General features: G+C 44.8%; 19 protein-coding genes and 1 tRNA gene. 14 read left to right on the top strand and 6 right to left on the bottom strand.

Annotation, left to right across the window (positions count from 1 at the left end; genetic code table 11):
• Window positions 1-17: 17 nt before the first annotated feature.
• The 4 genes from LI149_RS09360 to LI149_RS09345 all read right to left on the bottom strand — a co-directional run bounded on the left by LI149_RS09360 (window position 18) and on the right by LI149_RS09345 (window position 4,489).
• Window positions 18-785 carry an ABC transporter ATP-binding protein gene (locus LI149_RS09360; RefSeq protein ID WP_033121505.1) on the bottom strand — a complete coding sequence of 256 codons (768 nt, stop codon included), beginning with the start codon at window positions 783-785 and terminating at the stop codon, window positions 18-20.
• A gap of 77 nt (window positions 786-862) precedes the next feature.
• The gene (locus LI149_RS09355) at window positions 863-2,050 is read right to left on the bottom strand and encodes a hypothetical protein (RefSeq protein ID WP_117522845.1); all 1,188 of its coding nucleotides are present in this window, start codon (window positions 2,048-2,050) and stop codon (window positions 863-865) included.
• 31 nt (window positions 2,051-2,081) lie between these two features.
• Window positions 2,082-3,371, bottom strand: coding sequence for a protein kinase (locus tag LI149_RS09350; protein WP_227143263.1), 1,290 nt, complete (start codon window positions 3,369-3,371; stop codon window positions 2,082-2,084).
• Between the two features lie 14 nt (window positions 3,372-3,385).
• Window positions 3,386-4,489 (bottom strand): DUF6076 domain-containing protein, encoded by a 1,104-nt coding sequence (locus tag LI149_RS09345; RefSeq protein ID WP_117522886.1) that lies wholly within the window; start codon window positions 4,487-4,489, stop codon window positions 3,386-3,388.
• 220 nt (window positions 4,490-4,709) lie between these two features.
• Between LI149_RS09345 and LI149_RS09340 the strand changes: the two genes are divergently transcribed.
• The 11 genes from LI149_RS09340 (at window position 4,710) to LI149_RS09290 (ending at window position 15,476) form a co-directional block, all read left to right on the top strand.
• The gene (locus LI149_RS09340; RefSeq protein WP_117522847.1) at window positions 4,710-5,321 is read left to right on the top strand and encodes a CHC2 zinc finger domain-containing protein; all 612 of its coding nucleotides are present in this window, start codon (window positions 4,710-4,712) and stop codon (window positions 5,319-5,321) included.
• Window positions 5,305-6,678, top strand: coding sequence for a phage/plasmid primase, P4 family (locus LI149_RS09335; protein WP_227143262.1), 1,374 nt, complete (start codon window positions 5,305-5,307; stop codon window positions 6,676-6,678). The genes LI149_RS09340 and LI149_RS09335 overlap by 17 nt, the downstream gene beginning before the upstream one ends.
• Before the next feature lie 399 nt (window positions 6,679-7,077).
• On the top strand, window positions 7,078-7,293 hold the full coding sequence (locus tag LI149_RS15720) for a phosphoribosylglycinamide formyltransferase (RefSeq protein ID WP_109258817.1): 216 nt from the start codon (window positions 7,078-7,080) through the stop codon (window positions 7,291-7,293).
• A 63-nt stretch (window positions 7,294-7,356) separates the two neighbouring features.
• Entirely contained in the window at window positions 7,357-7,542 is a 186-nt protein-coding gene (locus tag LI149_RS09325) for a hypothetical protein (protein ID WP_117522849.1), read from the top strand.
• A gap of 77 nt (window positions 7,543-7,619) precedes the next feature.
• Window positions 7,620-8,909 carry a plasmid recombination protein gene (locus LI149_RS09320; protein WP_117788320.1) on the top strand — a complete coding sequence of 430 codons (1,290 nt, stop codon included), beginning with the start codon at window positions 7,620-7,622 and terminating at the stop codon, window positions 8,907-8,909.
• Between the two features lie 18 nt (window positions 8,910-8,927).
• On the top strand, window positions 8,928-9,230 hold the full coding sequence (locus tag LI149_RS09315; protein WP_085531218.1) for a hypothetical protein: 303 nt from the start codon (window positions 8,928-8,930) through the stop codon (window positions 9,228-9,230).
• 80 nt (window positions 9,231-9,310) lie between these two features.
• On the top strand, window positions 9,311-10,957 hold the full coding sequence (locus tag LI149_RS09310) for a recombinase family protein (RefSeq protein WP_330628462.1): 1,647 nt from the start codon (window positions 9,311-9,313) through the stop codon (window positions 10,955-10,957).
• A 452-nt stretch (window positions 10,958-11,409) separates the two neighbouring features.
• A tRNA-Lys gene (locus LI149_RS09305) sits at window positions 11,410-11,482 on the top strand.
• 344 nt (window positions 11,483-11,826) lie between these two features.
• Entirely contained in the window at window positions 11,827-13,389 is a 1,563-nt protein-coding gene (locus tag LI149_RS09300; protein ID WP_227143261.1) for a glycogen synthase, read from the top strand.
• 87 nt (window positions 13,390-13,476) lie between these two features.
• Window positions 13,477-14,637 carry a phosphopentomutase gene (locus LI149_RS09295; RefSeq protein WP_173786146.1) on the top strand — a complete coding sequence of 387 codons (1,161 nt, stop codon included), beginning with the start codon at window positions 13,477-13,479 and terminating at the stop codon, window positions 14,635-14,637.
• A gap of 113 nt (window positions 14,638-14,750) precedes the next feature.
• Window positions 14,751-15,476 carry an HAD family hydrolase gene (locus LI149_RS09290; RefSeq protein WP_173786147.1) on the top strand — a complete coding sequence of 242 codons (726 nt, stop codon included), beginning with the start codon at window positions 14,751-14,753 and terminating at the stop codon, window positions 15,474-15,476.
• 225 nt (window positions 15,477-15,701) lie between these two features.
• Here LI149_RS09290 and aroB read toward each other — a convergent pair whose 3' ends face one another.
• Both aroB and aroF read right to left on the bottom strand, forming a co-directional pair.
• Complete coding sequence (gene aroB, locus LI149_RS09285) at window positions 15,702-16,763, bottom strand: 3-dehydroquinate synthase (protein ID WP_227143260.1); 1,062 nt, start codon at window positions 16,761-16,763, stop codon at window positions 15,702-15,704.
• Between the two features lie 67 nt (window positions 16,764-16,830).
• The gene (gene aroF / locus LI149_RS09280; RefSeq protein ID WP_227143259.1) at window positions 16,831-17,844 is read right to left on the bottom strand and encodes a 3-deoxy-7-phosphoheptulonate synthase; all 1,014 of its coding nucleotides are present in this window, start codon (window positions 17,842-17,844) and stop codon (window positions 16,831-16,833) included.
• Between the two features lie 294 nt (window positions 17,845-18,138).
• Here aroF and LI149_RS09275 point away from each other — a divergent pair, with 294 nt between their 5' ends.
• The 3 genes from LI149_RS09275 to LI149_RS09265 are packed head-to-tail and all read left to right on the top strand — an operon-like array spanning window position 18,139 to window position 21,976.
• Window positions 18,139-19,434, top strand: a complete 1,296-nt coding sequence (locus LI149_RS09275; RefSeq protein WP_227143258.1) for a hypothetical protein — start codon at window positions 18,139-18,141, stop codon at window positions 19,432-19,434.
• A gap of 35 nt (window positions 19,435-19,469) precedes the next feature.
• The gene (locus tag LI149_RS09270) at window positions 19,470-20,909 is read left to right on the top strand and encodes a deoxyguanosinetriphosphate triphosphohydrolase (protein ID WP_117494434.1); all 1,440 of its coding nucleotides are present in this window, start codon (window positions 19,470-19,472) and stop codon (window positions 20,907-20,909) included.
• Window positions 20,910-20,944: 35 nt separating this feature from the next.
• Window positions 20,945-21,976 (top strand): hypothetical protein, encoded by a 1,032-nt coding sequence (locus LI149_RS09265; RefSeq protein WP_173786150.1) that lies wholly within the window; start codon window positions 20,945-20,947, stop codon window positions 21,974-21,976.
• The last annotated feature ends 11 nt before the right edge of the window (window positions 21,977-21,987 follow it).

The raw sequence follows: 21,987 nt of genomic DNA, 5'->3' as shown, positions 1-21,987 counted from the left end.
TGTTCCGAAGAATGAGATTAGAGAACATTTGCGCTGCCCCCTCCCAGTTGCGCCATCACCTTCAGGATGCGCCCGTAGAACTCCTGCTGGCTTTCGTCTCCACGCCGAAGCTCATGAAAGATCACGCCATCCTGGATGAACAGGATGCGCTTACAGAAGCTGGCGGCATTGGAATCATGGGTTACCATCAGGATCGTAGCTTGTTCGTCACGATTCAGGCCGGACAGCTTCTCCATAAGACTTCTTGCGTTCTTAGAATCCAGCGCACCCGTCGGTTCATCGGCAAGGATCATTTGGGGATGTAAGATCAGAGCCCTTGCTGCCGCAACACGCTGACGCTGGCCGCCGGACATCTTGGACGGAAACTTATCCAGAACATCAGTGATTTCCAGATAGTCAGCCAACTGCTTCAGCCGCTGGCTGCTTTCTGCTTCGGATACCCCATGCAAGGAAGTCGGGAGCAGGATGTTTTCCCTGCCAGTCAGGTTGTCCAGCAATTCAAAGTTCTGGAATAGATAACCAACTTTTTTGCCACGGTACTCTGCAAGAGCCTTTCCCTTGAGGGATTGCAGAGTATCGCCTTCCACCTGAATGCTCCCACCGGTGGGCTGAATCACAGTTGCAATACAGTTGAGAAGCGTGGATTTACCGGAACCACTGCTTCCCATAATGCCGAGAAACTCTCCCGGCATCACCTGGAAGGTGATCCCATTCAGTGCCTTTGTTTGACTTGGCACATTGCCATAGATTTTTGTTAAATTTTCAATATTCAAAATGGGTTTCATGTGAATACCTCCTATCATTTGTAATAAAATGATAGCATGGGAACACAGCAAATACCACTTACAGTTGTTGTAAGGATTCAGGATATAAGTGGCGGCTCAAGGGGGACGAGCATATATTTTTTAAGAGCATCAGGCGACAATGATAAAATATACCGGATCGCCTCATTGGCAAACCAGTTCGTTTTAATTGTATCCCAATCAGCAAGCCGAATGATTTCTGCTGTGCCGTTCTCAAAATCAACTGATATTTCGCCCCATTCGCCGTCGCAGTCTGCCTGGTATTCGTAGATTGCGGCGGTGATTTTCTTTTTGCGCTTGGTTTTGGATTTCTGTTTCAGCCGGACTGCATGGATAGCACCCTCGGCAACCAGAAGCTCTGTCAGCTTATCCATCGCTTTCCGGTAAGCCCGCTCTGCACCGCTGGCTGTGCTTCCCTCAAACATAACCGCCAGGTCTTCAAAGGTGGGGCGGTTCTTCCATGAGCCAACACGCCCACAGGTCATGCAAATTGCTAACCGTTTTTCGAGCAAGGTCTGCTCCCGGTAATTCAGTTTCTCAAATGCCCGTTGCACCTTTTCTGCCTGTATGCCGTTCCAGAGGATGTCGGTATAGTTCCAACTATCGTCAAGGGCGACATCTTCGCCAGTTTCCTCGCCGTCCTCGTCTGTCACATAGAATGGCTGCTGATTGCGGATACCTCGGACAACTTTCAGATATTCTTCGGCAAGAGCAAGATCACAGTTGTATTTCTTGGAAAACTCGTTGACCGCATCCTTGGTATTGTGGTACAGCCAAGCCATTGACCGCACCATTTTGTAATTAGTCAGAGAGGATACCGACCATTTTTCTTCGCCCATGCGGAAACGGAGCATAGCATCCCGGATGAACGGAAAAATGTATGTAGCATACTCCGCACCCTTGGCAGGATCATAGTCCATCAGCTTTTGGAGCATTTGCTCCCGGCAGGACAGTTTTATATCCAGAAAACGGTCTGTATCGTACAAATCGCCGCCATCCACACCAAGAAAGCTCTTGATGCGCTTATTAAGCTGCGGCTCGTAGTGATGTAGAAAGAACGAAAAATGTAGCAAATTCTTTTCATGCAAAGCAGACAGGATATATTCGTTCAGATTGCCCACTGATGGCGGCTCCGGTTCCAGTTGGAAGATGCGCTCTGCCACATAGGGAATGATGCCGTCACCGTGCGGATTGACTTGGTATTTTGGTATGTATCCGGTCATATTCCATGTAAAATCATTCAGCATAGCGCACCTCCCTTCTGTATGCCATTCTGTTTTATGAAATGTATTCCATGATTATGGAGTTCAAAATATTATACAATGATTCTACGCACATCAGCTTTACTACGCCGTTATGGTCACTTAAAATCGTACCATCTTCGGAATAATAGAACCGTATCGTCTTCCAACTATCTATTGTGTATTTTATCGTGATGCTGCAATACCTATCAGTTCCACGAGCGGGTTCATAATTAATTGAAAAATAGATTCGGTCATAAGTTCCGCTATAGAGATAATGGCTGGCATTGTTTTCAACATTTACGGATGTATAATCAATGCCATCCTTTGAATTTTTACGGTATTCATCGTAGAGTTTTTGAATCAGCTCAAAATCAGGGTATGTATTCAGTAATTCTTCTAACGCCTTTATATAATACTGACTAAAGGAATTTACAATTAGCCGATTCTTTTCTTTTATCTCCAAGAGTTCTAAATTCCGTTTCTCTTGATATACTCGTACTCGATACTGTTCTTCTTCCCCTGGCGTCATATTGCCCTCTGCAATGAAGTTCTCAATCTGTCCAATCAAACTTGAATATGCGCAGCGCTCATCAGGAGCAATATTCAAACATGATGCAATAATTGTATTAGCAACAATCATATCAGCATTTCCGGGAAAACGCTTGGTCAAATCATATTCATCAACAAACCAGAAGTTTGAAGGCATAAAGTCCTCCGGCTCACCATTGATCATACACCAAAGAACTTTACCCAAAGAAAATATATCTCCTCTTTCAGTTACTTCCTCTACACGACCTGTTTCGTATTCTGGGGCAATATACATCCTGGGACCAACTGCCATAGTTTCCGGTGTCAGTCGTTCGCTCCCATCGTTAAGAAAACACGTTCCAAAATCTGTAAGATACAGTGTGTATTCATCACCTTTTTTCAAAAACAAGATATTATCCGGCTTTATATCTCTGTGATACAAGGGCGGATTTCCGGTTGAAAGTGTATAGAGTGCTTTGATGACCGGCAAAAGCAGTTCAAATGCTAATTTAACATTCCCTTTGGTAACTTCGAGTATATCGTATACCGAACCGTCATATTTTTTCATTTCAACATAAGATTCAGCAATTTTATCCTCGTTAATATAAACATCCGTCACCTCAACAACATTGGGAATTGGATTCTTGCATAATTCCTGAAATACAGCAAGTTCTCGTTTGAAGCGTGCGACTTTTTCAACGGTAGACGTATTTCGAAGGTATTTTCTCGCAGTTCCGGTTTCAGTATCGAATACCACATCACCATTACCGCCTTTAACATCAGCTTTTCGTGCCATGTATTATCTCCTTGTCATTTTTTGTTGTAAGCTTCCTTTTTCAAGGCAGCCTGTCCCATTTCCTTTTCATAATCGCCCTTGGCATAAGCAACATTGCTCAAGGCCCGGAGCATTTTATCTTTCGCCAGTTTCTTCATAACCTCTGCAAGATCAGCGTCCAGAGTACCACGCTTCACATAGCGGTTTATGGTGTTCAGCCGCTTCTCATAAATCTGTTTCAGCGGATGATCGTCCGCAAGCTCCCGCTGTTCTCTGCCTTTCAGATTGCCGATCTGCCGGCAAGTGCGGTGCAGCTTATCTCCCGGTGCATAACCGCCGCAGTATTTGGTGTGCCTTGCGTTGGTGGTCAGAAACCATTTGCCGCAGATCCGGCATTTTTTCGGTGCATGACCAACACACAAGCCCTCAAAGAGATCAGAACGGAACATTCCCACAAAGGATACATAGTGCATCCGTTTGACGAGCTTCGCCACATCCTCGCCGGGACGGACAGTTGTCACATACTGAATAGAGTTGTTCGCAACAGACATCCAGGCATTGCCCTCCGTGATAGAAAACTCCGGCGGGAAATAGCTGCCGAACATTTTTGCAAAGCCCTCTGCGGTACGGTCTGCTTCGTTGCTGTCTGATTTTTCCGCAAAATCAAGCACTGCGGTTTGGTATTCCCTAAGAGAATATGCCAAATGTCCGAATACAGCGGTATAACGTTGGAGCATCGCCGCATCAGCATATTTCGGAACTTCTTCAAACGGTAAAGAATTGGTTGCAGCTTTTGTAGCAAACTCCACATATTTTTGTGCGCTGTCCGCAGTAAAAACCTTTTCTATCCGTTCCCGGTGCTTTGGTATATCCATATAGGAGAACGGCGGCGTTTTGCTGAGAATCTCTAACATTGTCAATGCAGCTTCCCTTGCCATAGGAAAGAGTGCAGAAGCGTCCTGTCCGGCGTTCAGCATTCCAAGCAGTAGATTAATTTTCTGGCATTGTTCATTCATTTTGGCAAGAGTATCCGCCGAAACATTCAGCGCATCACAGGCAAGAGTGCCGATAGGAAGTGCTTTGTCCTCATATATGATTGTATCCTGCCAAAAATCCAATGTCATCAATTCTTGATTCATGCTTGCTCTCCTGTCCTGTTTTTTCATTTCTTTCATTATATCATGCAAATGTGAAGAAATCTACATCCTCCGAAAAGCTGTCCTGTTTTTTGAAATGGGGTTGTCCACCGATTAGCCTGTTTTTTGAAAAATCCGGCATAACAATAGTAGACGGAGCGAAGCACCTGCCAATCACGGCGGGTGTTTCGTGCTTTCTGAATACTATGAACGGAGGTTTTCTATGACAATCTATGAAACCATCAAGGTGGCAATCAGCGTAAAGCAAGCCGCCGAACACTACGGGCTGAAAGTCAACCGAAACGGCATGGCTTGCTGCCCGTTCCACAATGACAGGCATCCGAGCATGAGGCTGAATGAGGATTATTTCTTCTGCTTTGGCTGCGGAGTCAAGGGGGATGTGATCGACTTCGTGGCAAGGTCGTTCGATCTGAGCAGCTATGAAGCAGCACAAAAGCTGGCTTCGGATTTTGGGCTTGACCCGAAACCGCCCACTTCCGCAGCTATGCTCAAGCCCAAACGTCCCTATATCCGTCAGTTTCGGGAGGACGAAATGCTGTGCTTCCGGGTGCTGATGGATTATCTGCATCTGCTGGAAGATTGGAAAGTGCGATATGCACCGAAAACACCGGACGATGATCTGGATGACCGTTTTGTGGAAGCCTGCCAGATGATTGATTATATCGAATATCTGGCAGATATTTTGACAGTCGGTGATTTAGAAGAACGGGTTGCCGTGGTGGACGAGCTAATGAAGGAGAGCAAGATTGCTTTCCTTCGGAACTATGTGGCACGGAAACGAAAGGAGGGGTTGTCCCATGGGGAAGAAAGGTAAAATGCCGGATATGAATCTGCCGATCTGGTTTGACGGGCAGAACATCAATGAAGCTCTGTTCTGTGAAGAATTTCTGCGTGAGCGCAGAATCATCTTCGCAAACGGAGCTTTTTTTACGCCCGATGGTCGGGTAACAGACGATCTCCCTCTCCGGGGTGAGATTTACGACAAGCTGAAATTCTGTGCCGTGAACAACATCCCCCGGAAGATCACCAATATTCTGGAGGTGCTGAAACTGGAAGCACAAGTGCCTGACTTTCCTCCGGAGCAGGATCGGATTCATGTTGCCAACGGTACGCTGCTGCAGAACGGAACATTCACTGAGGGCAGACCTGCTATCGTGCGGAGCCGTCTGCCTGTTGCCTACAATCCCGATGCTCCTGCTCCTGTGGTCTGGCTGAACTTTCTGGATGACCTGCTTCATACAGAGGACATTCCCACTTTGCAGGAGTTTATCGGCTACTGCCTGATTCCCTCCAACAAAGGACAGCGCATGATGGTGATTAAGGGCAACGGCGGCGAGGGTAAATCCCAAATCGGTGCGGTGCTTTCGGCAATCTTTGGCATGAATATGAAAGACGGCAGCATCGGAAAGATTTCCGAAAACCGCTTTGCCCGTGCCGATCTGGAACATATCCTCTTGTGCGTGGATGATGATATGCGGATGGAAGCTCTGCGCCAGACCAACTATGTGAAATCCATCGTGACAGCACAGGGCAAGATGGATTTGGAACGCAAGGGCAAGCAGAGTTATCAGGGCTGGATGTTCGCCCGGCTGCTTGCGTTCAGCAACGGCGATTTGCAAGCTCTTTATGATCGCAGTGACGGATTTTATCGCAGACAGCTTGTGCTGACCACCAAGGAAAAGCCTGTGGATAGAGCTGATGATCCTGACCTTGCGGAGAAGATGAAAGCCGAAGCCGAGGGCATCTTCCTGTGGGCATTGGAGGGATTGCAGCGGCTTGTTGCCAACAACTTCAAATTCACAGAGAGTGACCGTATCCGGGAAAACCGGGAAGCGGTCAAGCGTGACAATAATAATATCTTTGATTTCATGGAATCGGAGGGATACATCCGGTGCAAAGCGGATGCGTCCATCAGCTCCAAGGATTTCTATGAAATCTACCGGATGTGGTGCGAAGAAAATTCCCTTGCACCGCTGAAAGCCCGCAGCTTCAGCGACGCCATGATTGCCAATGCCGGGAGATTCAATCTGGAACATTGCAACAACATCACCAACTCTGCCGGACGGCGGGTGTGGGGATTTATGGGTGTGGAAGCTGTGGCAAGACCTCATATAAATGGGTTTTACGATGTTTCGTCATGTACGTACGTACCGGAGGAATGGCGGGATTGATTTTGCCAGTCATGCTCTGTACGTATGTACGCAGCATTTACCCCTGTTTTCTCCCATTATAGGAAACAACGGCTTTCAGAGACAACCTGTTTTCGGGTATTGAAAATCAATGGCAATGGAAACAGCAAAGTTTTTGACCGCAGGACGAAGCTATTTCACGAAATCGTGCTTCTCTGAACCGTGTACCCTGTTCACGGAACAATAGATGTTTTCATTTTTCCAGACCAAATCACACGAAACAGTAAAGCGGGATATGGTCATATATGGACAGGACATCACAAGCAAAATTCTGAACGGATTTCAGAGATTGCAGATTTTTCACTGTTCGGTGTATCTGCTCCGTTTTGGGGTGCAGAGATTGTACCGAACCACAAACAGAATTATGAAGGATTTTTCAATATGAATGTACGCAATGAAATCAAGGCACAGATCATCCGTGCTGGGATGACCATGCAGGAAGTTGTTGACCTGCTCTCGGACGAGTACGGATGGAGCGACAGCGTTTCCAACCTGTCCGCAAAATTACAGCGGGAAAGCATCCGATACAAGGAAGTATTGGAGCTTGCCGATGTGCTGGGATGCGACATTGTATGGCAGCAAAGACGGGAGAAGTGATGCCCCCGGCAACAGCCCCTCGCATCTCCCGTCCCCATAGGCTCACCGCAGTGCTGCCTATGGATGGCAGTGAAAGACGCTGCCAACGTCTGCAAGAAACGTTCCGCAGAACAGCTTCATGCAGACGGGCTGACCATGGGAAAAGTTGCAGACATTTTGCCTTGGTCAGCAGAGGTCACCGCAGTGACCGCATACCCCCTCGGGAGAGCCCACGGCACTTTGCAGCCAGAATGGATGAAAGTGTTATAGTGGGTTATTACACTTCCGCAGAAGTGCATCCCCGCAGCCCCGCCCGTCTGCTACTCTCGAAAGAAAGGAAAAAACCTATGGCAAGAAACGATGGAATTGACCGTACCTTTGCCCGTAACCAGGACTTGCCCACCCTCGACGATGTGGCGAAAGTTCAGGAGCATAACGAGCGAGAAAAAGACAGCTACTCCAATCAAGATATTGATACCACCCAGACCCACCGCAATGTCCACTTCAAGAAACCTACCGACAGCTATGCCGCCATGTTCGATCAGATGATTGCAGATGGTGTTATCTCCACCCGTGGTCTGAAAGCCGATGCGGTGAAATATGGGGAGCTGCTGTTTGATGTAAACTCTGCCTACTTCCACAACCACGGCGGCTATGAATATGCCAAACAGTTCTATGCCGATGCCTACAAAGCCGCCGTGGAGATTGTGGGCGGCGAGCAGTATATCCTCTCCGCTGTGATGCACGCCGATGAGCGCAACCGGGCAATGTCCGAAGCCCTGGGCGAGGATGTGTATCACTACCACCTCCATGTGGTTTATATCCCGGTGGTGGAAAAGCAAATCCTGTGGTCGAAGCGGTGCAAGGATGAATTCCTCCGGGGAACGGTAAAAGAAACGATCACACAGGTCAGCCGCAGTAAGAAATGGGAATCCAAACCCGTTCTCAATGAAGATGGCAATCCGATGTTGAACGCAAAAGGGAAAAAGATTTTGAAGTCGTCCTACAGTGTGCTGCAGGATGACTTTTTTAATTTCATGCGAGCCGCCGGATATACCGATGTGGAGCGTGGAGAGCGTGGCAGTACCGAGGAACATCTGACGGTGACACAGTTCAAGGTACAGGCCGAACAGCACCGCCTGGAAACTGTGACCGGACAGGTGGAACAGGCCGAGCAGAGTTTGGCGGATGCCAAGGCTGCTACGGAGAAGCAGAAAAAGAAACTGGAAGCTCTGCAAAAGGAAACCAAGGCAGCAAAGACCATTGCGCTGACGGTGCAGGATATTGAGGAAATGGGCAAGAAAAATGCCCTCACCGGAAATGTCTCGCTCACGCCGGATCAGTGCGATACACTCAAACGCTATGCGGTCAACGGCATTATTGCCAATGCTGACAATAAGCGTTTGAAAGAGAAACTGGCTTCTGCTGAAAAAACAATTTCCATCTGGAAACAGCGGTATGAAGCAGTAAACGAAAAATATATGGAACTGAAACAGAAAGCCCAGCCTTTCTTGGATGCGATAGAGATTGCGTCTGAAAGGGTTTGGGCTTTTGTTCATGCCATTCTCGCCAGAGGAAAGGAAACACAGGAACATAAGCACCCTGCCCGTAAGCGTAGGCAGGATATGGAAATTTAAGAAAGGAACTATTTGCCTATGAATAAAACCGTAGAGGAAATTAACAAGATGATTATGGAAGATGCCCCGATGGAAGAAATCAATGATGCCATCGGCTATATTGATATTTACTCCTGCTTCGACCCGATTTTTGAGCCGCCCATTGATTTTTTGGAAGAATGCCGCAAGCATTGGGAAACAGCGCAGTCTTCTTTCCGCAAAACCATTGAGCGTAAGATCGGGAACACATGGTATGTGATTGAAACAGAATGTGACGGGAATGAGCCGCTTGCCGACAAGGTAAAACGGCTCATTTTTTCTGACAAGGGGGTGATTTGTTAATGACTGCGACACAAAAGCATGATATAATTCCAGTATGCACAACGGTACTGTCGGCTGACCAACAACCGAAGGAGGATATTATGTTGGATCAGCAGAAAATTACCATTCTCTACTGTCGTTTGAGCAATGAGGATGCCCAAGATGGAGAGAGTAACAGTATCGCAAATCAGCGAGAGTATTTAACCCGATATGCCCGTAACCACGGGTATACAAACCTGAAAATTCTGGTGGATGACGGTTATACGGGGACGAACTTCAATCGTCCCGGTGTGCAGGAGGGCTTTGAGCTTGTCAAGCAGGGGCTTGTAGGCTGCTGGCTGGTCAAAGACCTCAGCCGATTTGGTCGTGACTATCTGACTGTTGGACAATATACGGATATTATCTTTCCGAGCTACGATGTCCGCTTTATCGCCGTAAATGACGGTGTGGACAGCAACCGGGGAGACAGCGAGGGCTTCGCCGCAATCCGTAATCTGTTCAACGAGTGGTATCCCCGTGATACCAGCAAGAAAGTCCGTGTCAGTTTGCGGCAGAGAGGAACCAGTGGGAAGCACATGGGCAAACCGCCCTACGGATACCGCTGTGACCCGGAGGACAAGGATCACTGGATTCTGGATGAAGAAGCGGCTCCGGTAGTCAAGCTCATCTTCGACCTTTGCATTGACGGCAAAGGCCCGGAGCAGATTGCAAGGATTCTGGAAGAAAAGCAGATTCTGACCGCAAAAGCTCTGTATGCCAAGCGAAAGAAAAAGCCGATGCCGGAAAGACCGTACCACTGGAGCAACCAGTCCATTGTAGGGATTTTGGAACGGCAGGAGTACACAGGCTGTACCTGCAACTTCAAGACTTATTCCAAGTCCTACAAGCTGAAAAAGCGGATTCCCAATGAGCCGGAGAATATGTTTTATCTGCCGGACACACAGGAAGCGATTGTATCTCAGGCACAGTTTGACAGGGTGCAGGAACTGAGGAAAAACAAACGCCGCCCCGCAAAAGCGGAACGGCAGGGATTGTTCTCAGGGCTTCTGTTTTGTGCCGATTGCGGCGGCAAGCTCCACTTTGCCACAAGCAAAAGCTTTGAGGGCAAGCAGGATCACTACGTCTGCAACAACTACAAGAGCAACCGTGGTACTTGTACTGCCCACTATATCCGGGAAGATGTGCTTCGTGAAATCGTTCTGGAACGCATCCGGGCAGTCAATGAGTATATCCGAAGCGATGTGGACGGTTTTCAGGAGGAATGGCTGCAATGCCGCAGGACTGACCAGGAGCGCAGCATCCGGGATGACAAAAAGAAGCTGGAACAGGCAAAGAAACGCCTTGCCGATCTGGATGTCATCATCTCCCGGCTGTACGAGGACTATGTTCTTGGAAATCTCAATCAGGACAGATACAGAAAGATGTCTGCGGACTATGAAGCCGAACAGGAACGGTTAAAGCTCGAAATTGAAGTTATCGAAGAATGGGTGGAACAGCGGGAAGAAATGAATGACGGTCTGGATGCCTTTATCGCCCTGACACAGAAATATGTGGATGTGGAGGAACTGACACAGACCATCGTGAACGAGTATATCAAGAAGATCGTTGTCTATGCCCCGGACAAGTCCAGCGGCAAGCGCAAGCAGAAAGTGAAGATTTTTTTCAACTTTGTGGACGATGTGGATATTCCCGTTATTTCCGAGCCTATTGTCACACAAACAACCTATGAACGCAGAAAAACGGCGTGACCTTCGGGTCACACCGTTCTCTGCGACAAAATAGTTACTTGTCACTATTAACCCTTGGTTTTTCGGGTTTTGTAACGGGTGATAGTATAGCATGGAAAAAGAAGAAAATCAAGGCTCGACTCACTTTGTGCCCACTTTAATTTTAAATTTGCAGATTGTATTACTGAAATGCATATGCTGCAATGCCAATAGGCAAAGAGAAGTGATTAGTCCATGTGACTCAATTACATTCAAGTCGAACGTCCGGAGAGGCAACTCCTGGGTTTTCTATTTGTCAGGCATCCGTTCTGAAAGGTAAAAAAATGGACAAAATGGGAAAATTTCTTGCTGATGTTTCCTAATGAAAAAATAATGAAAAAATATAAAAAAATGAAAAAAAGTGCTTGCATTTTCAGAAAGGCTATTATATAATAACACTTGTCGTTAAGAGATGCGACAGAAAAATAAGAGATGCGCGATTAGCTCAGTTGGTAGAGCACCTGACTCTTAATCAGGGTGTCCAGGGTTCGAACCCCTGATCGCGCAGTACCAAATCACTGTTTTTAGAGACTTAGAGCTCTGGGGACGGTGATTTTATTTTGCTTGAAAATAGGGGATTTAGGGGGGATAAAACGGAAATCACCAGGGAAAGCAAGGGGGAAGTGCCTTTGTCGCAGATTCTGTCGCGAGAAAATAAACAGTCCAGGAAAGATGCAGATTCTTGATCCGTTAAGATTTGCCAGAATGCTGGATTCGATGATTTGTCATTGATAATCGTTGCATTATTCGCTACAATTATTATATCAGCTGGGAGTCTTCTCGACTGAGATAAAACAATAGGATGATATTATCCGTGATGGTGCAAATGTTTTGCAGATTGGAGACCAGATATGAGTAGAAAAAAGAATAGAAAAAAGAATTTTATTAAGCAAATAGCAGTTGTAGACAAAACCTCTGTGAAACAGGAGGAACAGATGGTACAGCTGGATTTAGGGCCGCGAAGAAGTGTTGCGTTCATCGGTTCGGAATGCTATCCATTTGTTAAGACGGGCGGACTGGGAGATGTTATGTCTGCGCTTCCAAAGACTCTGGCGAAGTTAAATCTGGATGTTAAGGTAATTCTTCCAAGATATAAATGTATTCCTCAGAAGTTTCAGGAAAAGATGGAGTACAGAGGTTCTTTTTATATGGATCTTTGTTCTGACGGGAAACAGTATTATGTAGGAATCATGGAATATCAGAAAGATGGAGTTGTCTATGATTTTATCGACAATGACGAGTTCTTTTCTTGGGGTAATCCGTATACGAACCTCATAGATGATATTCCGAAGTTCTGTTATTTTGCGAAGGCATCGCTTGCCGCACTCAATTATCTGGACTGGACACCTGACATCGTACATTGTCATGACTGGCAGGCAGCTTTAGTACCGCTTTATTTAAGAACCTGTTTTCAGAATACGAATGTTGGACGGGCAAGTGCAGTACTTACGATACATAACCTGAGATTCCAGGGAGTATATGACAGAAAAATGATTCAATACTGGTCAGGTCTTCCTGATTATGTATTCAATAAAGACTGCATGATTCAGAACTGGCTGGATGCCAACATGTTAAAGGGCGGTATCGCTTACTGTAATAAAATTACGACAGTTAGCAATACTTATGCGGGCGAGATTCAGACGGAAGAGTACGGTGAAGGTCTTGCGGAACATTTGAGATATCATAATAATAAAATCAGAGGCATTGTGAATGGAATTGATACAGATAACTGGAATCCTGCAACAGATAAACTGTTAACAGCTAATTATGATGCCGAGTCAGCAGTAGAAAATAAAAAGATAAACAAGAAAGCACTCCAGGAATCTTTGGGATTAGAAGTGGATGACCATAAGATGGTGATCGGACTTATTTCACGTCTTACCAACCAAAAAGGCCTTGATCTTGTAAATGCTGTAATTCCGGGGATTATGGATGGGAATACACAGGTGGTGGTTCTTGGTACCGGTGATGCCTGGTATGAAAATACATTCCGTTATTATGAATATAAATATAAAGGCAGTTTCTGCGCATACATTGATTACAATGAAAATGTCGCCCACGGTATTTATTCGGGCTGTGATGCGGTCCTGGTTCCGTCAAGATTTGAACCATGCGGGCTTACACAGCTGATAGCTATGAGATATGGTGCGATTCCGATTGTCAGAGAAACAGGAGGACTTAAAGATACCGTTTCCCCTTATAATATGTACGACAATACAGGGAATGGTTTTACATTTGACCGGTATGAAAGCGGACTTCTTTACGATGCCATTAACAGGGCAAAGACGCTCTATTTTGAGAGCAGAAAGTATTGGGATGATATGGTGATCCGGGATATGAACAAAGATGTTTCCTGGGAAAAGAGTGCAAAACAATACAAAGATTTGTATGTAGAGCTGACACCGAGAAACTAAAAAATTTAGGAATGCAATAAAAAGTCATTCATGATGGACTGAGAATAGTAAGAAAGCGAACGCATAATACGAAAGGCAGGGGTTATTATGAGAGCATTTTGGATCGTACTGGACAGTGCAGGAATAGGAAATGCACCGGATGCAGAAGCATTTGGTGATGAGGGAAGCAATACATGGAAGACTTGTTATGATTCCGGAAAACTGCATATTCCGAATATGGAAAAATTGGGGATTTATAACATCGACGAGATGAATTATGGGGATAAGTCTTTAAGTCCAATTGGATGTTACGGAAGACTTCATGAAAAATCTATGGGAAAAGATACGACCATCGGGCATTGGGAGATGGCAGGTATGATATCTCCGAAACCATTTCCGGTATATCCAGACGGATTCCCGAAGGATGTGCTGGATGAATTCCGAAAGCAGACAGGACGGGAAGTGCTGTGTAATAAACCATATTCCGGAACAGAAGTTATCAAGGATTATGGGCGTGAGCACATGGAAACAGGTGCGTTGATCGTATATACATCTGCTGACAGTGTGTTCCAGATTGCAGCTCATGAAGAGGTTGTGCCGGTAGAAACCCTGTATGAATATTGTAAAATAGCAAGAAAGATTCTGATGGGCGACCATGCAGTGGCAAGAGTCATTGCAAGACCATTTGTAGGACAATATCCGAATTTCGAAAGAACAGACCGCAGACATGACTTTTCGCTTGTGCCGCCAAAACAGACGGTGCTGGATGATTTGAAAGATGCCGGAAAAGATGTCATCGGTGTTGGCAAGATATATGATATATTTGCCGGAAAAGGAATCACAGAGACAACTGCGAATCATGGAAATAAAAAGAACATGGAGAAAGTATTTGAGTTGCAAAAGAAAGATTTTAATGGACTGTGCTACATTAATCTGGTTGATTTTGATATGATATATGGCCATCGAAGAGATATTTTAGGATATACAACTGCATTAAATGAATTTGACAAGGATCTTGAAATATTTCTTGCTAATATGCGCGGCGATGATGTGTTATTTATCACAGCTGATCATGGCTGTGATCCGGGATATAAAGGAACTGACCATACGCGTGAGTCTGTACCGCTTCTGGGTTACAGTAAATGCTGGAAACAGGGCGTGAATATCGGAACAAGAGATACTTACGCTGATATAGCGGCCACCCTTGCACAGATATTTGAAATCGAGTATCATGGTGATGGTACGGGATTTCTTGAAATGCTAAAATAAAGACTGAAAATGAATAGTAATTAAAGTTATGAATGGGGCAGAAGCGTCTGACGGGCGATTTTGCCCCTGTAACTGTAATAAGCGAAAATAGAAAGGATGATAGAAAACGAAATATGATAAAACATGTATTATTTGACTTGGATGGGACATTACTTCCTATGGATCAGAATGAATTTGTAAAGTATTATATGCCACTTCTGGCAAAGCGATTTGTAAAATATGGAATGGAGCCGAAAGCGCTGATCGGGACAATCTGGAAAGGTGTGGAGGCAATGGTACTGAATGATGGAAGCATGACCAACGAGGATGCCTTCTGGAAATGTTTTGAGGAAATATCCGGGCTTTCCAGAGCAGAGGTAGAGCAGGAGACGTTGGATTTTTATGCAAATGAATTTAATGAGGCAATTGCATCTACAAAACCGAATCCGCGCGCAGACCAGGTTGTTAAACTGTTGAAAGAACATGGTGTGAAAGTGTACCTTGCGACCAATCCGATCTTCCCGCGTGTGGGAACTATGAACCGTATCCGCTGGGCAGGAATCGATGCAGAAGACTTTGAAGTTATTACGACCTATGAAACATATCATTACTGCAAGCCGAATCCGAAATATTTTCAGGAAGTTATGGAGGAATTTGGACTTAATCCAAAAGAATGCCTCATGGTAGGAAATGATGTGCAGGAAGACCTGACGATCCGCTCCCTTGGCGTAAAGACATATTTATTAACAGATACACTGGAAAATAAAAAGAACATTCCATTAGAAGAAGTTGAGACAGAGTACAAAGGGACTATGGAAGAATTATATGAATGGTTTCAGTCATATTTTGTTCACAATTAGTTTTCATTTTAAACATAGTTTCATCACACTTTGTGTCTATACTATTAATTGTTCGAAAGAACAAAACAATTTTCTTTTTCATAACTTTTTCCTCAGGGCTGCAACCTCCCAAACATGCAGTCCTATTTTATTGTTTGAAATTAATTTCATGATATAAAAGCCCAACCGGGTAGACTTCAAGATGCCCGGTTGGGCTTTTATTTACATATTAAGAAATTTTACATATTACACCATTCTATCATGCTCTGTGAAAAATTTCGTTGTAGTCGGGTAGGTATAACTCTTACCAATTTCCTTGAGCAGCACGACATTTAATTTTCCACCCAGGTTTTTCTTGTCGAGGGCAATGGCTCCGATCAGGTCGTGGAGCATAAGGTCACACTTGTGTGGAAGTCCATAGATATCCAGGACTTTGCGTATATGTTCCGCTTCGCCGGGTTTCGTCAGTCCCATTTCCTCTGCAATCTTTGTAATCTGATACATTCCGATGGCAACTGCCTCACCGTGGCTTTCGCGTGTGTAGTGGTAATGCTGTTCGATTGTGTGAGCCAGAGTGTGACCAAAGTTCAGGAGCATGCGCTCGCCGGTGTCGAACTGATCGTGCTCAACAACGATTCGCTTGATATCTACACAGCGATAGATAACTTCGGCCAGATCTTTCTTCAAATTTTCAAATGAGGTGTGTGCCTCCAGATTTTTGAATAAATCAGCATCCCAGATGCAGCCGTATTTGATGACCTCGCCCATACCGTCGTTGATGTAACGCTCTGGCAGTGTATTTAACACAAGTGGGTCGATGAGCACAAGAGCCGGCTGATAAAAAGCACCGACCAGGTTCTTGCCTTCCGGCAGATCTACGGCGACTTTTCCACCGACGGAAGAATCGACTTGTGCCAGAAGTGAGGTCGGAATCTGGATAAACTTGATCCCACGAAGGAAGCTTGCGGCTGCAAATCCTGCCAGATCTCCGATGACACCGCCTCCGAGGGCAATGATCAGATCACTTCGTGAAAAACGGGCTTCCAAAAGTGCGGAATAGATTTTCGGAAGACTTTGAAAACTCTTGGTTGGCTCACCGTGTGGGAGAATAAGAGAATGAACCTCATATTTATCTTCCAGTGTTTTTACAATAGTATCTCCGTACAGAGGAAATACGTTGTCGTCTGAGATGATCATGATTTTTTTTCCGGAGTAAACTTTTTCGATATAGCTTCCGGTATCTTTCAAAATATTATTTTCAATATAAATGGAGTAGCTGTGTGCTCCGAGGTCTACATATAATTCCATGCTGATAATCCTCTTCTTTCTTTTACACCTGTGAAAACGTCAAGACCCGCGAACGGGTCTTGAATAGTTAAAATGTTTTTCCGACTACTTTTGCGATCTCAGCAACCTGTTTCAGCAGTGCATCATATTTCGCAGGTTTCAGAGACTGGGAACCGTCGCACAGTGCCATCTCAGGATTGTTGTGAACCTCGATCATCAGACCGTTTGCTCCTGCAGCAACAGCAGCCTTAGCCATTGGTTCAACCAGCCACCATTTTCCACCGGCATGGCTTGGATCAATGATGATCGGAAGATGTGAAAGCTTCTGGATAACCGGGATACTCTGGAGATCCAGTGTATTTCTTGTATAGGATTCAAATGTACGGACACCGCGCTCGCATAAAATGACATTTTCATTACCGGATGCCATAATGTATTCTGCAGACATCAGCCACTCTTCGTAGGTAGCGTTTAGACCACGTTTCAGAAGAATCGGGCGGTCTACCTGTCCTAACTGTTTCAACAGATCGAAGTTCTGCATGTTTCTTGCACCAATCTGTATCAGGTCAACTTTTTCGTTGAATATATCCAGATATTCGGCGGACATCAATTCTGTAACGATTGGCAGTCCTGTTGCAGCTTTTGCTTCACAGAGGATATCCAGACCTTCAAGACCGAGTCCCTGGAATGAATATGGACTTGTACGAGGTTTGAAAGCACCACCGCGGAGCATGTTGGCTCCGGAAGCTTTCGCAGCTTTTGCAATCTCAAGAACCTGGTCTACAGACTCTACAGAACAAGGTCCGGCGATCAGCGCCAGATTATCTCCTCCAACCTTGACTCCGGACACATCGATGATGGAGTTGTCCGGGTGGAAGGCGCGGCTTGCTAATTTGTAAGGCTCCTGCACATGCATAACCTTTGTGACAGCAGGATCAACTTCGAAGAGTTTCGCGTCGATACGTGATGTGTCACCGATACAGCCGATGATCGTCATCTCTGCTCCTTCAATTACGTGAGTGTCCAGACCTCTTGCTTTGACCATATTTTCAACACGTTCAATATCTTCCTTTGGGGAAAGTGGTTTTAATACAATAATCATAATAGTAACTCCTTCTATACTTTTATATATGTAACATCTATAATATTCGCACTGTAAAATTTTAGTTGTTTAAAGTGTGAAACTAATACATATAGTACCCCGTTAGAATGGCATTTGTCAATGGGTTTTATGAAAATATCTCTCATTATGTTCCAGTTTAATTAAGTTGACTTGATACAGGGCATTTGCTAAAATGAAAGAGGAAAAATAAGGGTTTATCTAGCAACAAAAAAGTTTACAAAGACAGAAAATTTTCAAGGGAGAGTAAGGGAAATTTAATAAGGAGGAAATGCGATGTTAGAGTTAACATTTGGGGAACAGGTCAAAATCGTTCTGAACCGTAAAGATATGACGATCAAGCAGCTTGCGGAGATGATTGAAGAACGAACAGGAAAGAAAATGTCCAGACAGAATCTGACGCAGAGACTGGCCAGAGATAATTTTCAGGAACAGGACATGCGTTTAATTGCATCTATATTAGAGTGCCCATTTCATCTGAGTATACTGGAAGAGAATGCGGATAGTGAATATACAACCCGTGAAAATATCAAAATCGATAAGCGAGCTGAAAATAATATTATTATAGATGAAGAACCACAACAGCTGACACTGAATCTGGAGTATGATGAACCAGAGCAGGTACAGGAAGAACAGCCGGTAAAAGCAAGGGAATTTGGCATATCTGGAGCAGAACGTGATATTACAATTGGAGAACTGGTAGATATCCATAAAGATTTAGATCAGATGGAAGAAACATCAGAATATGCAGACCAGACAGAATATGAAGAACCGGCAGAATATGAGGAGCCGGCAGAATATGAAGAACCGGCAGAATATGAAGAAGAGCCGCAGTCTTCGGAAGATGTTGAGTATGACAAGCAGGAGGATGTGAAGGATATTCTGGAAGAAATGGCTGCGATAGAGGCTGAAGAGAAGAAGGCAAGAGAAGATAGAGAAGAAAGAGAAAGAGAGCGAGAAAAGGAACAGGAAAAAGAGCAGGAGAAGCCACGTGGCTGGAGGGCTTATTTTCCGCGCCGTAAGAAAAAGCAAGCAGAGGCGGTTTATGAGGACAAGCAGGAAGCTGCCACAGAACAGTTGGAGGCAGAATCTGCGATGAATCAGGCGCAGCCGGAAGACAAGACAGAAGAGGCTGTATCAGAAGAACCGTATCAGGAGTCAGAAGAATATCAAGAGCCGAAAGAATATCAAGAAGCTGAAGAGCATCAGGAGCCGGAAGAATATCAGGAAGCTGAAGAGTATCAGGAGTCAGAACCGTATCAGGAAGAGGAGCAGGCATACGAAGAATATGTTGAGGAAAATCAACAGGATATGGAAGAAGAGTTTGCTGATACCGCACAGGATTGGGAAGCGCCGGAAGAAGAAAATGTGGGTGATATCAACCCATATACGGGCATGGAATATGAATCCAACAGTGTGAGAATGCATCCAAAGAGAATCGGTTATGTCCAGGTCTATGACAGAAGTGATCATCAGTGGACCGACATGACAGAGTGGGCATTCCTTGGATATCAGGAGCGCAAGAAAGCGCTTCTCGGCAAGGATTACGAGCCTCCGATTTATCTGGATTAAGTAATAGTAGATCATTTGTGAGGAGAAATAAGAAGATGAGATGGGAAGAACTTCTGTCGGCAAAGAGATGTCGGGGCGGACAGACGAGAGGGAGAAATGCTAAAAGTTCAGATTTGCGGAGTGAATTTGAAAAAGATTACCATCGAATTATTGGCAGTGCTTCATTTCGAAGACTTCAAGATAAGACACAGGTATTTCCACTGGATAAAAGTGATTTTATCCGGACAAGACTAACTCATTCTCTGGAGGTTTCTTCTTTTGCAAAATCTCTTGGACAGAACATCGGAGAAAACATTTTAGTTTACAAAAAAGATTCTGAGTTTACACCACAGATGAAAGAAGATATATGTAATATTTTGCAATGCGCAGGGCTGATTCACGATATCGGGAATCCGCCCTTTGGGCATTTTGGAGAAGATGTGATCCGGGAGTGGTTCGAACGGAAGCTGCCACTTATGACATATCATGGAAAGCCGATGGAACAAGTGATGAGCCGGCAGATGGTAGAGGATCTGTATCATTTTGAAGGAAATGCACAGGCGTTCCGGCTTGTGACGAAACTGCATTTTCTGGTGGATGAGCGAGGTATGAACCTGACGTATGCGCTTCTGAGCACCATTGTAAAATATCCGGTGCCGTCCACAGGAATCGACTTGGATTCCGGGGATATTAAGACGCGCAAGATGGGATATTATCTGGCAGATGAGAAAATGTTCCGTGAGATTGAGAGGGAGACTGGAACGAATGGCTGTCGGCATCCGTTGACGTTTATATTAGAGGCGGCAGATGACATTGCATATAAGACTGCGGATATCGAGGATGCATTTGTAAAAGGGTACTTAAGTTATCATACATTGCTGGAGGAACTTAAGGAACTGCAAATGATGTATCATCAGGAAACGAATATATTTCGCCCGGCGGATAAGCTGGAAGAGTTATATTTTCGGGGGAAAGAGATGCATGTGGCAAATCCAGAGGAGTATGCAGTAAAGAACTGGATCATCCGTGTGCAGGGATTTGTGATCAACTGCGCAACTTATGGGTTTACATCGAATTATGATGCAATTATGAAGGGTGAATATAAGTATGATCTGTTTCACGGTACTTACTGTGAGCGGCTGATGCAGCTTCTTGGTGACCTGGCATACAGAGAAGTCTTTACATCAGAACCTATTTATCGAATGGAAGTGACAGAATCTGTCATGCTGAGTGATCTTTTGAATAAGTTTATGACAGCAATCATCAAATATGATGACCCTTCGCAGAAATTAAATTCCATGGATCTTAGGATTGTGTCATTTATTTCTGATAACTATAAGCGGGCATATCATTGTCAGGCAGAGGGCAAGACGGAGGCGGAAAAACTGTATTTGAGGATTCTGCTTGTGACAGATTATATATGTGGAATGACGGACAGCTATGCAATGCGTCTTTATCAGGAAATGCGAGGAATGTTTTTGAGTGGAACAGAATAGACTGTGGTAAATGATACAAGTCAGGACGGATAGGATTGAAGAGGTTTATTCGATATCTGTATGAATATGAAGGGAATCAGAAAAAAAGAAATGTCGGGTTTGTAAAAGTCGAACAAGATGGGAAAGAAACAACGATTTCTGTACATGGGAAAGGGCTGTGTGGAAAAAGCAATGAAAACATTTCCTGTTATCTTATAAAATTGGATTCTGAGATGGGAAATATACTTTTCGTTCCGGCAGGAGAGATACAGATTGGAATGATTTCCTGCGGGGGATGTTTTTGCTATACAGAAGAACTGATAAGAGCTGGCTATGGAAAGACAGAGCAGAGTGTCGGTCAGACGTGTGAGAAAAAAGACGACATTTGTGGGCTTGGTCTTGGTGATCCCAAGGAAGCATTTTATGTAGCGCTTTGGAATGAGGAAATGTATGGAGACCTTGATATTGCGAGGGCGAAGGTCTTTCAAGAATTCGATAGTGATAAAACCGCCGGGGAATCTAAGAGTATTAAGAGTATAGACGAAAAAGAGGCAGAGGTAGAAACGCAGTTCGGGGACGATGAAGAGACAGAAAATCTGGAAGAAGAACAGCCAGAGAAAAAAGATCAGGAAACAGTAGAAGAATCCTCGGAGAAAAAGGAACAGGAAACAGTAGAAGAGTTCCCGGAGAAAAAAGATCAGGAAACAGTAGAAGAATCCTCGGAGAAAAAAGATCTGAAAAAAGACGATAGAGACATAGATTTGCAAAATTTCCGGCGGCAGATCATGAAAATCCAGCGTGGAGAAATCAGTATCCTGCCACGATGCGAGTGGAAACTTGCCAATAATAATTTTCTGCTTCATGGATATTATAATTACCGGCATCTTGTTCTGATCGACGAAGGTAATCAATTAAAGCTGGGAGTTCCTGGCATTTATCATGAACGGGAAGCAAGAGCGGCGGCAACATTTGGATTTCCGGAATTTATTGCAGAAGCAGATGTGAATGTGACGCTTGAACCACAGGAACGAAATGAAAATCAGCAATTCGGCTACTGGTGCCGGCAGGTGCGAAGACCGCCGAGATAGTAAGGAGTAAA

This window comes from Dorea sp. 210702-DFI.3.17, from assembly GCF_020560825.1.
Lineage (GTDB): Bacteria > Bacillota > Clostridia > Lachnospirales > Lachnospiraceae > Dorea > Dorea formicigenerans.
This window is presented reverse-complemented; position numbering and strand designations above follow the sequence as displayed.

Bases quoted from the DNA above. Each gene is read 5' to 3' on its own strand.
- LI149_RS09360 (WP_033121505.1), bottom strand. From the start codon at position 785: ATGAAACCCATTTTGAATATTGAAAATTTAACAAAAATCTATGGCAAT.
- LI149_RS09355 (WP_117522845.1), bottom strand. From the start codon at position 2,050: ATGCTGAATGATTTTACATGGAATATGACCGGATACATACCAAAATAC.
- LI149_RS09350 (WP_227143263.1), bottom strand. From the start codon at position 3,371: ATGGCACGAAAAGCTGATGTTAAAGGCGGTAATGGTGATGTGGTATTC.
- LI149_RS09345 (WP_117522886.1), bottom strand. From the start codon at position 4,489: ATGAATCAAGAATTGATGACATTGGATTTTTGGCAGGATACAATCATA.
- LI149_RS09340 (WP_117522847.1), top strand. From the start codon at position 4,710: ATGACAATCTATGAAACCATCAAGGTGGCAATCAGCGTAAAGCAAGCC.
- LI149_RS09335 (WP_227143262.1), top strand. From the start codon at position 5,305: ATGGGGAAGAAAGGTAAAATGCCGGATATGAATCTGCCGATCTGGTTT.
- LI149_RS15720 (WP_109258817.1), top strand. From the start codon at position 7,078: ATGAATGTACGCAATGAAATCAAGGCACAGATCATCCGTGCTGGGATG.
- LI149_RS09325 (WP_117522849.1), top strand. From the start codon at position 7,357: ATGGCAGTGAAAGACGCTGCCAACGTCTGCAAGAAACGTTCCGCAGAA.
- LI149_RS09320 (WP_117788320.1), top strand. From the start codon at position 7,620: ATGGCAAGAAACGATGGAATTGACCGTACCTTTGCCCGTAACCAGGAC.
- LI149_RS09315 (WP_085531218.1), top strand. From the start codon at position 8,928: ATGAATAAAACCGTAGAGGAAATTAACAAGATGATTATGGAAGATGCC.
- LI149_RS09310 (WP_330628462.1), top strand. From the start codon at position 9,311: ATGTTGGATCAGCAGAAAATTACCATTCTCTACTGTCGTTTGAGCAAT.
- LI149_RS09300 (WP_227143261.1), top strand. From the start codon at position 11,827: ATGAGTAGAAAAAAGAATAGAAAAAAGAATTTTATTAAGCAAATAGCA.
- LI149_RS09295 (WP_173786146.1), top strand. From the start codon at position 13,477: ATGAGAGCATTTTGGATCGTACTGGACAGTGCAGGAATAGGAAATGCA.
- LI149_RS09290 (WP_173786147.1), top strand. From the start codon at position 14,751: ATGATAAAACATGTATTATTTGACTTGGATGGGACATTACTTCCTATG.
- aroB (WP_227143260.1), bottom strand. From the start codon at position 16,763: ATGGAATTATATGTAGACCTCGGAGCACACAGCTACTCCATTTATATT.
- aroF (WP_227143259.1), bottom strand. From the start codon at position 17,844: ATGATTATTGTATTAAAACCACTTTCCCCAAAGGAAGATATTGAACGT.
- LI149_RS09275 (WP_227143258.1), top strand. From the start codon at position 18,139: ATGTTAGAGTTAACATTTGGGGAACAGGTCAAAATCGTTCTGAACCGT.
- LI149_RS09270 (WP_117494434.1), top strand. From the start codon at position 19,470: ATGAGATGGGAAGAACTTCTGTCGGCAAAGAGATGTCGGGGCGGACAG.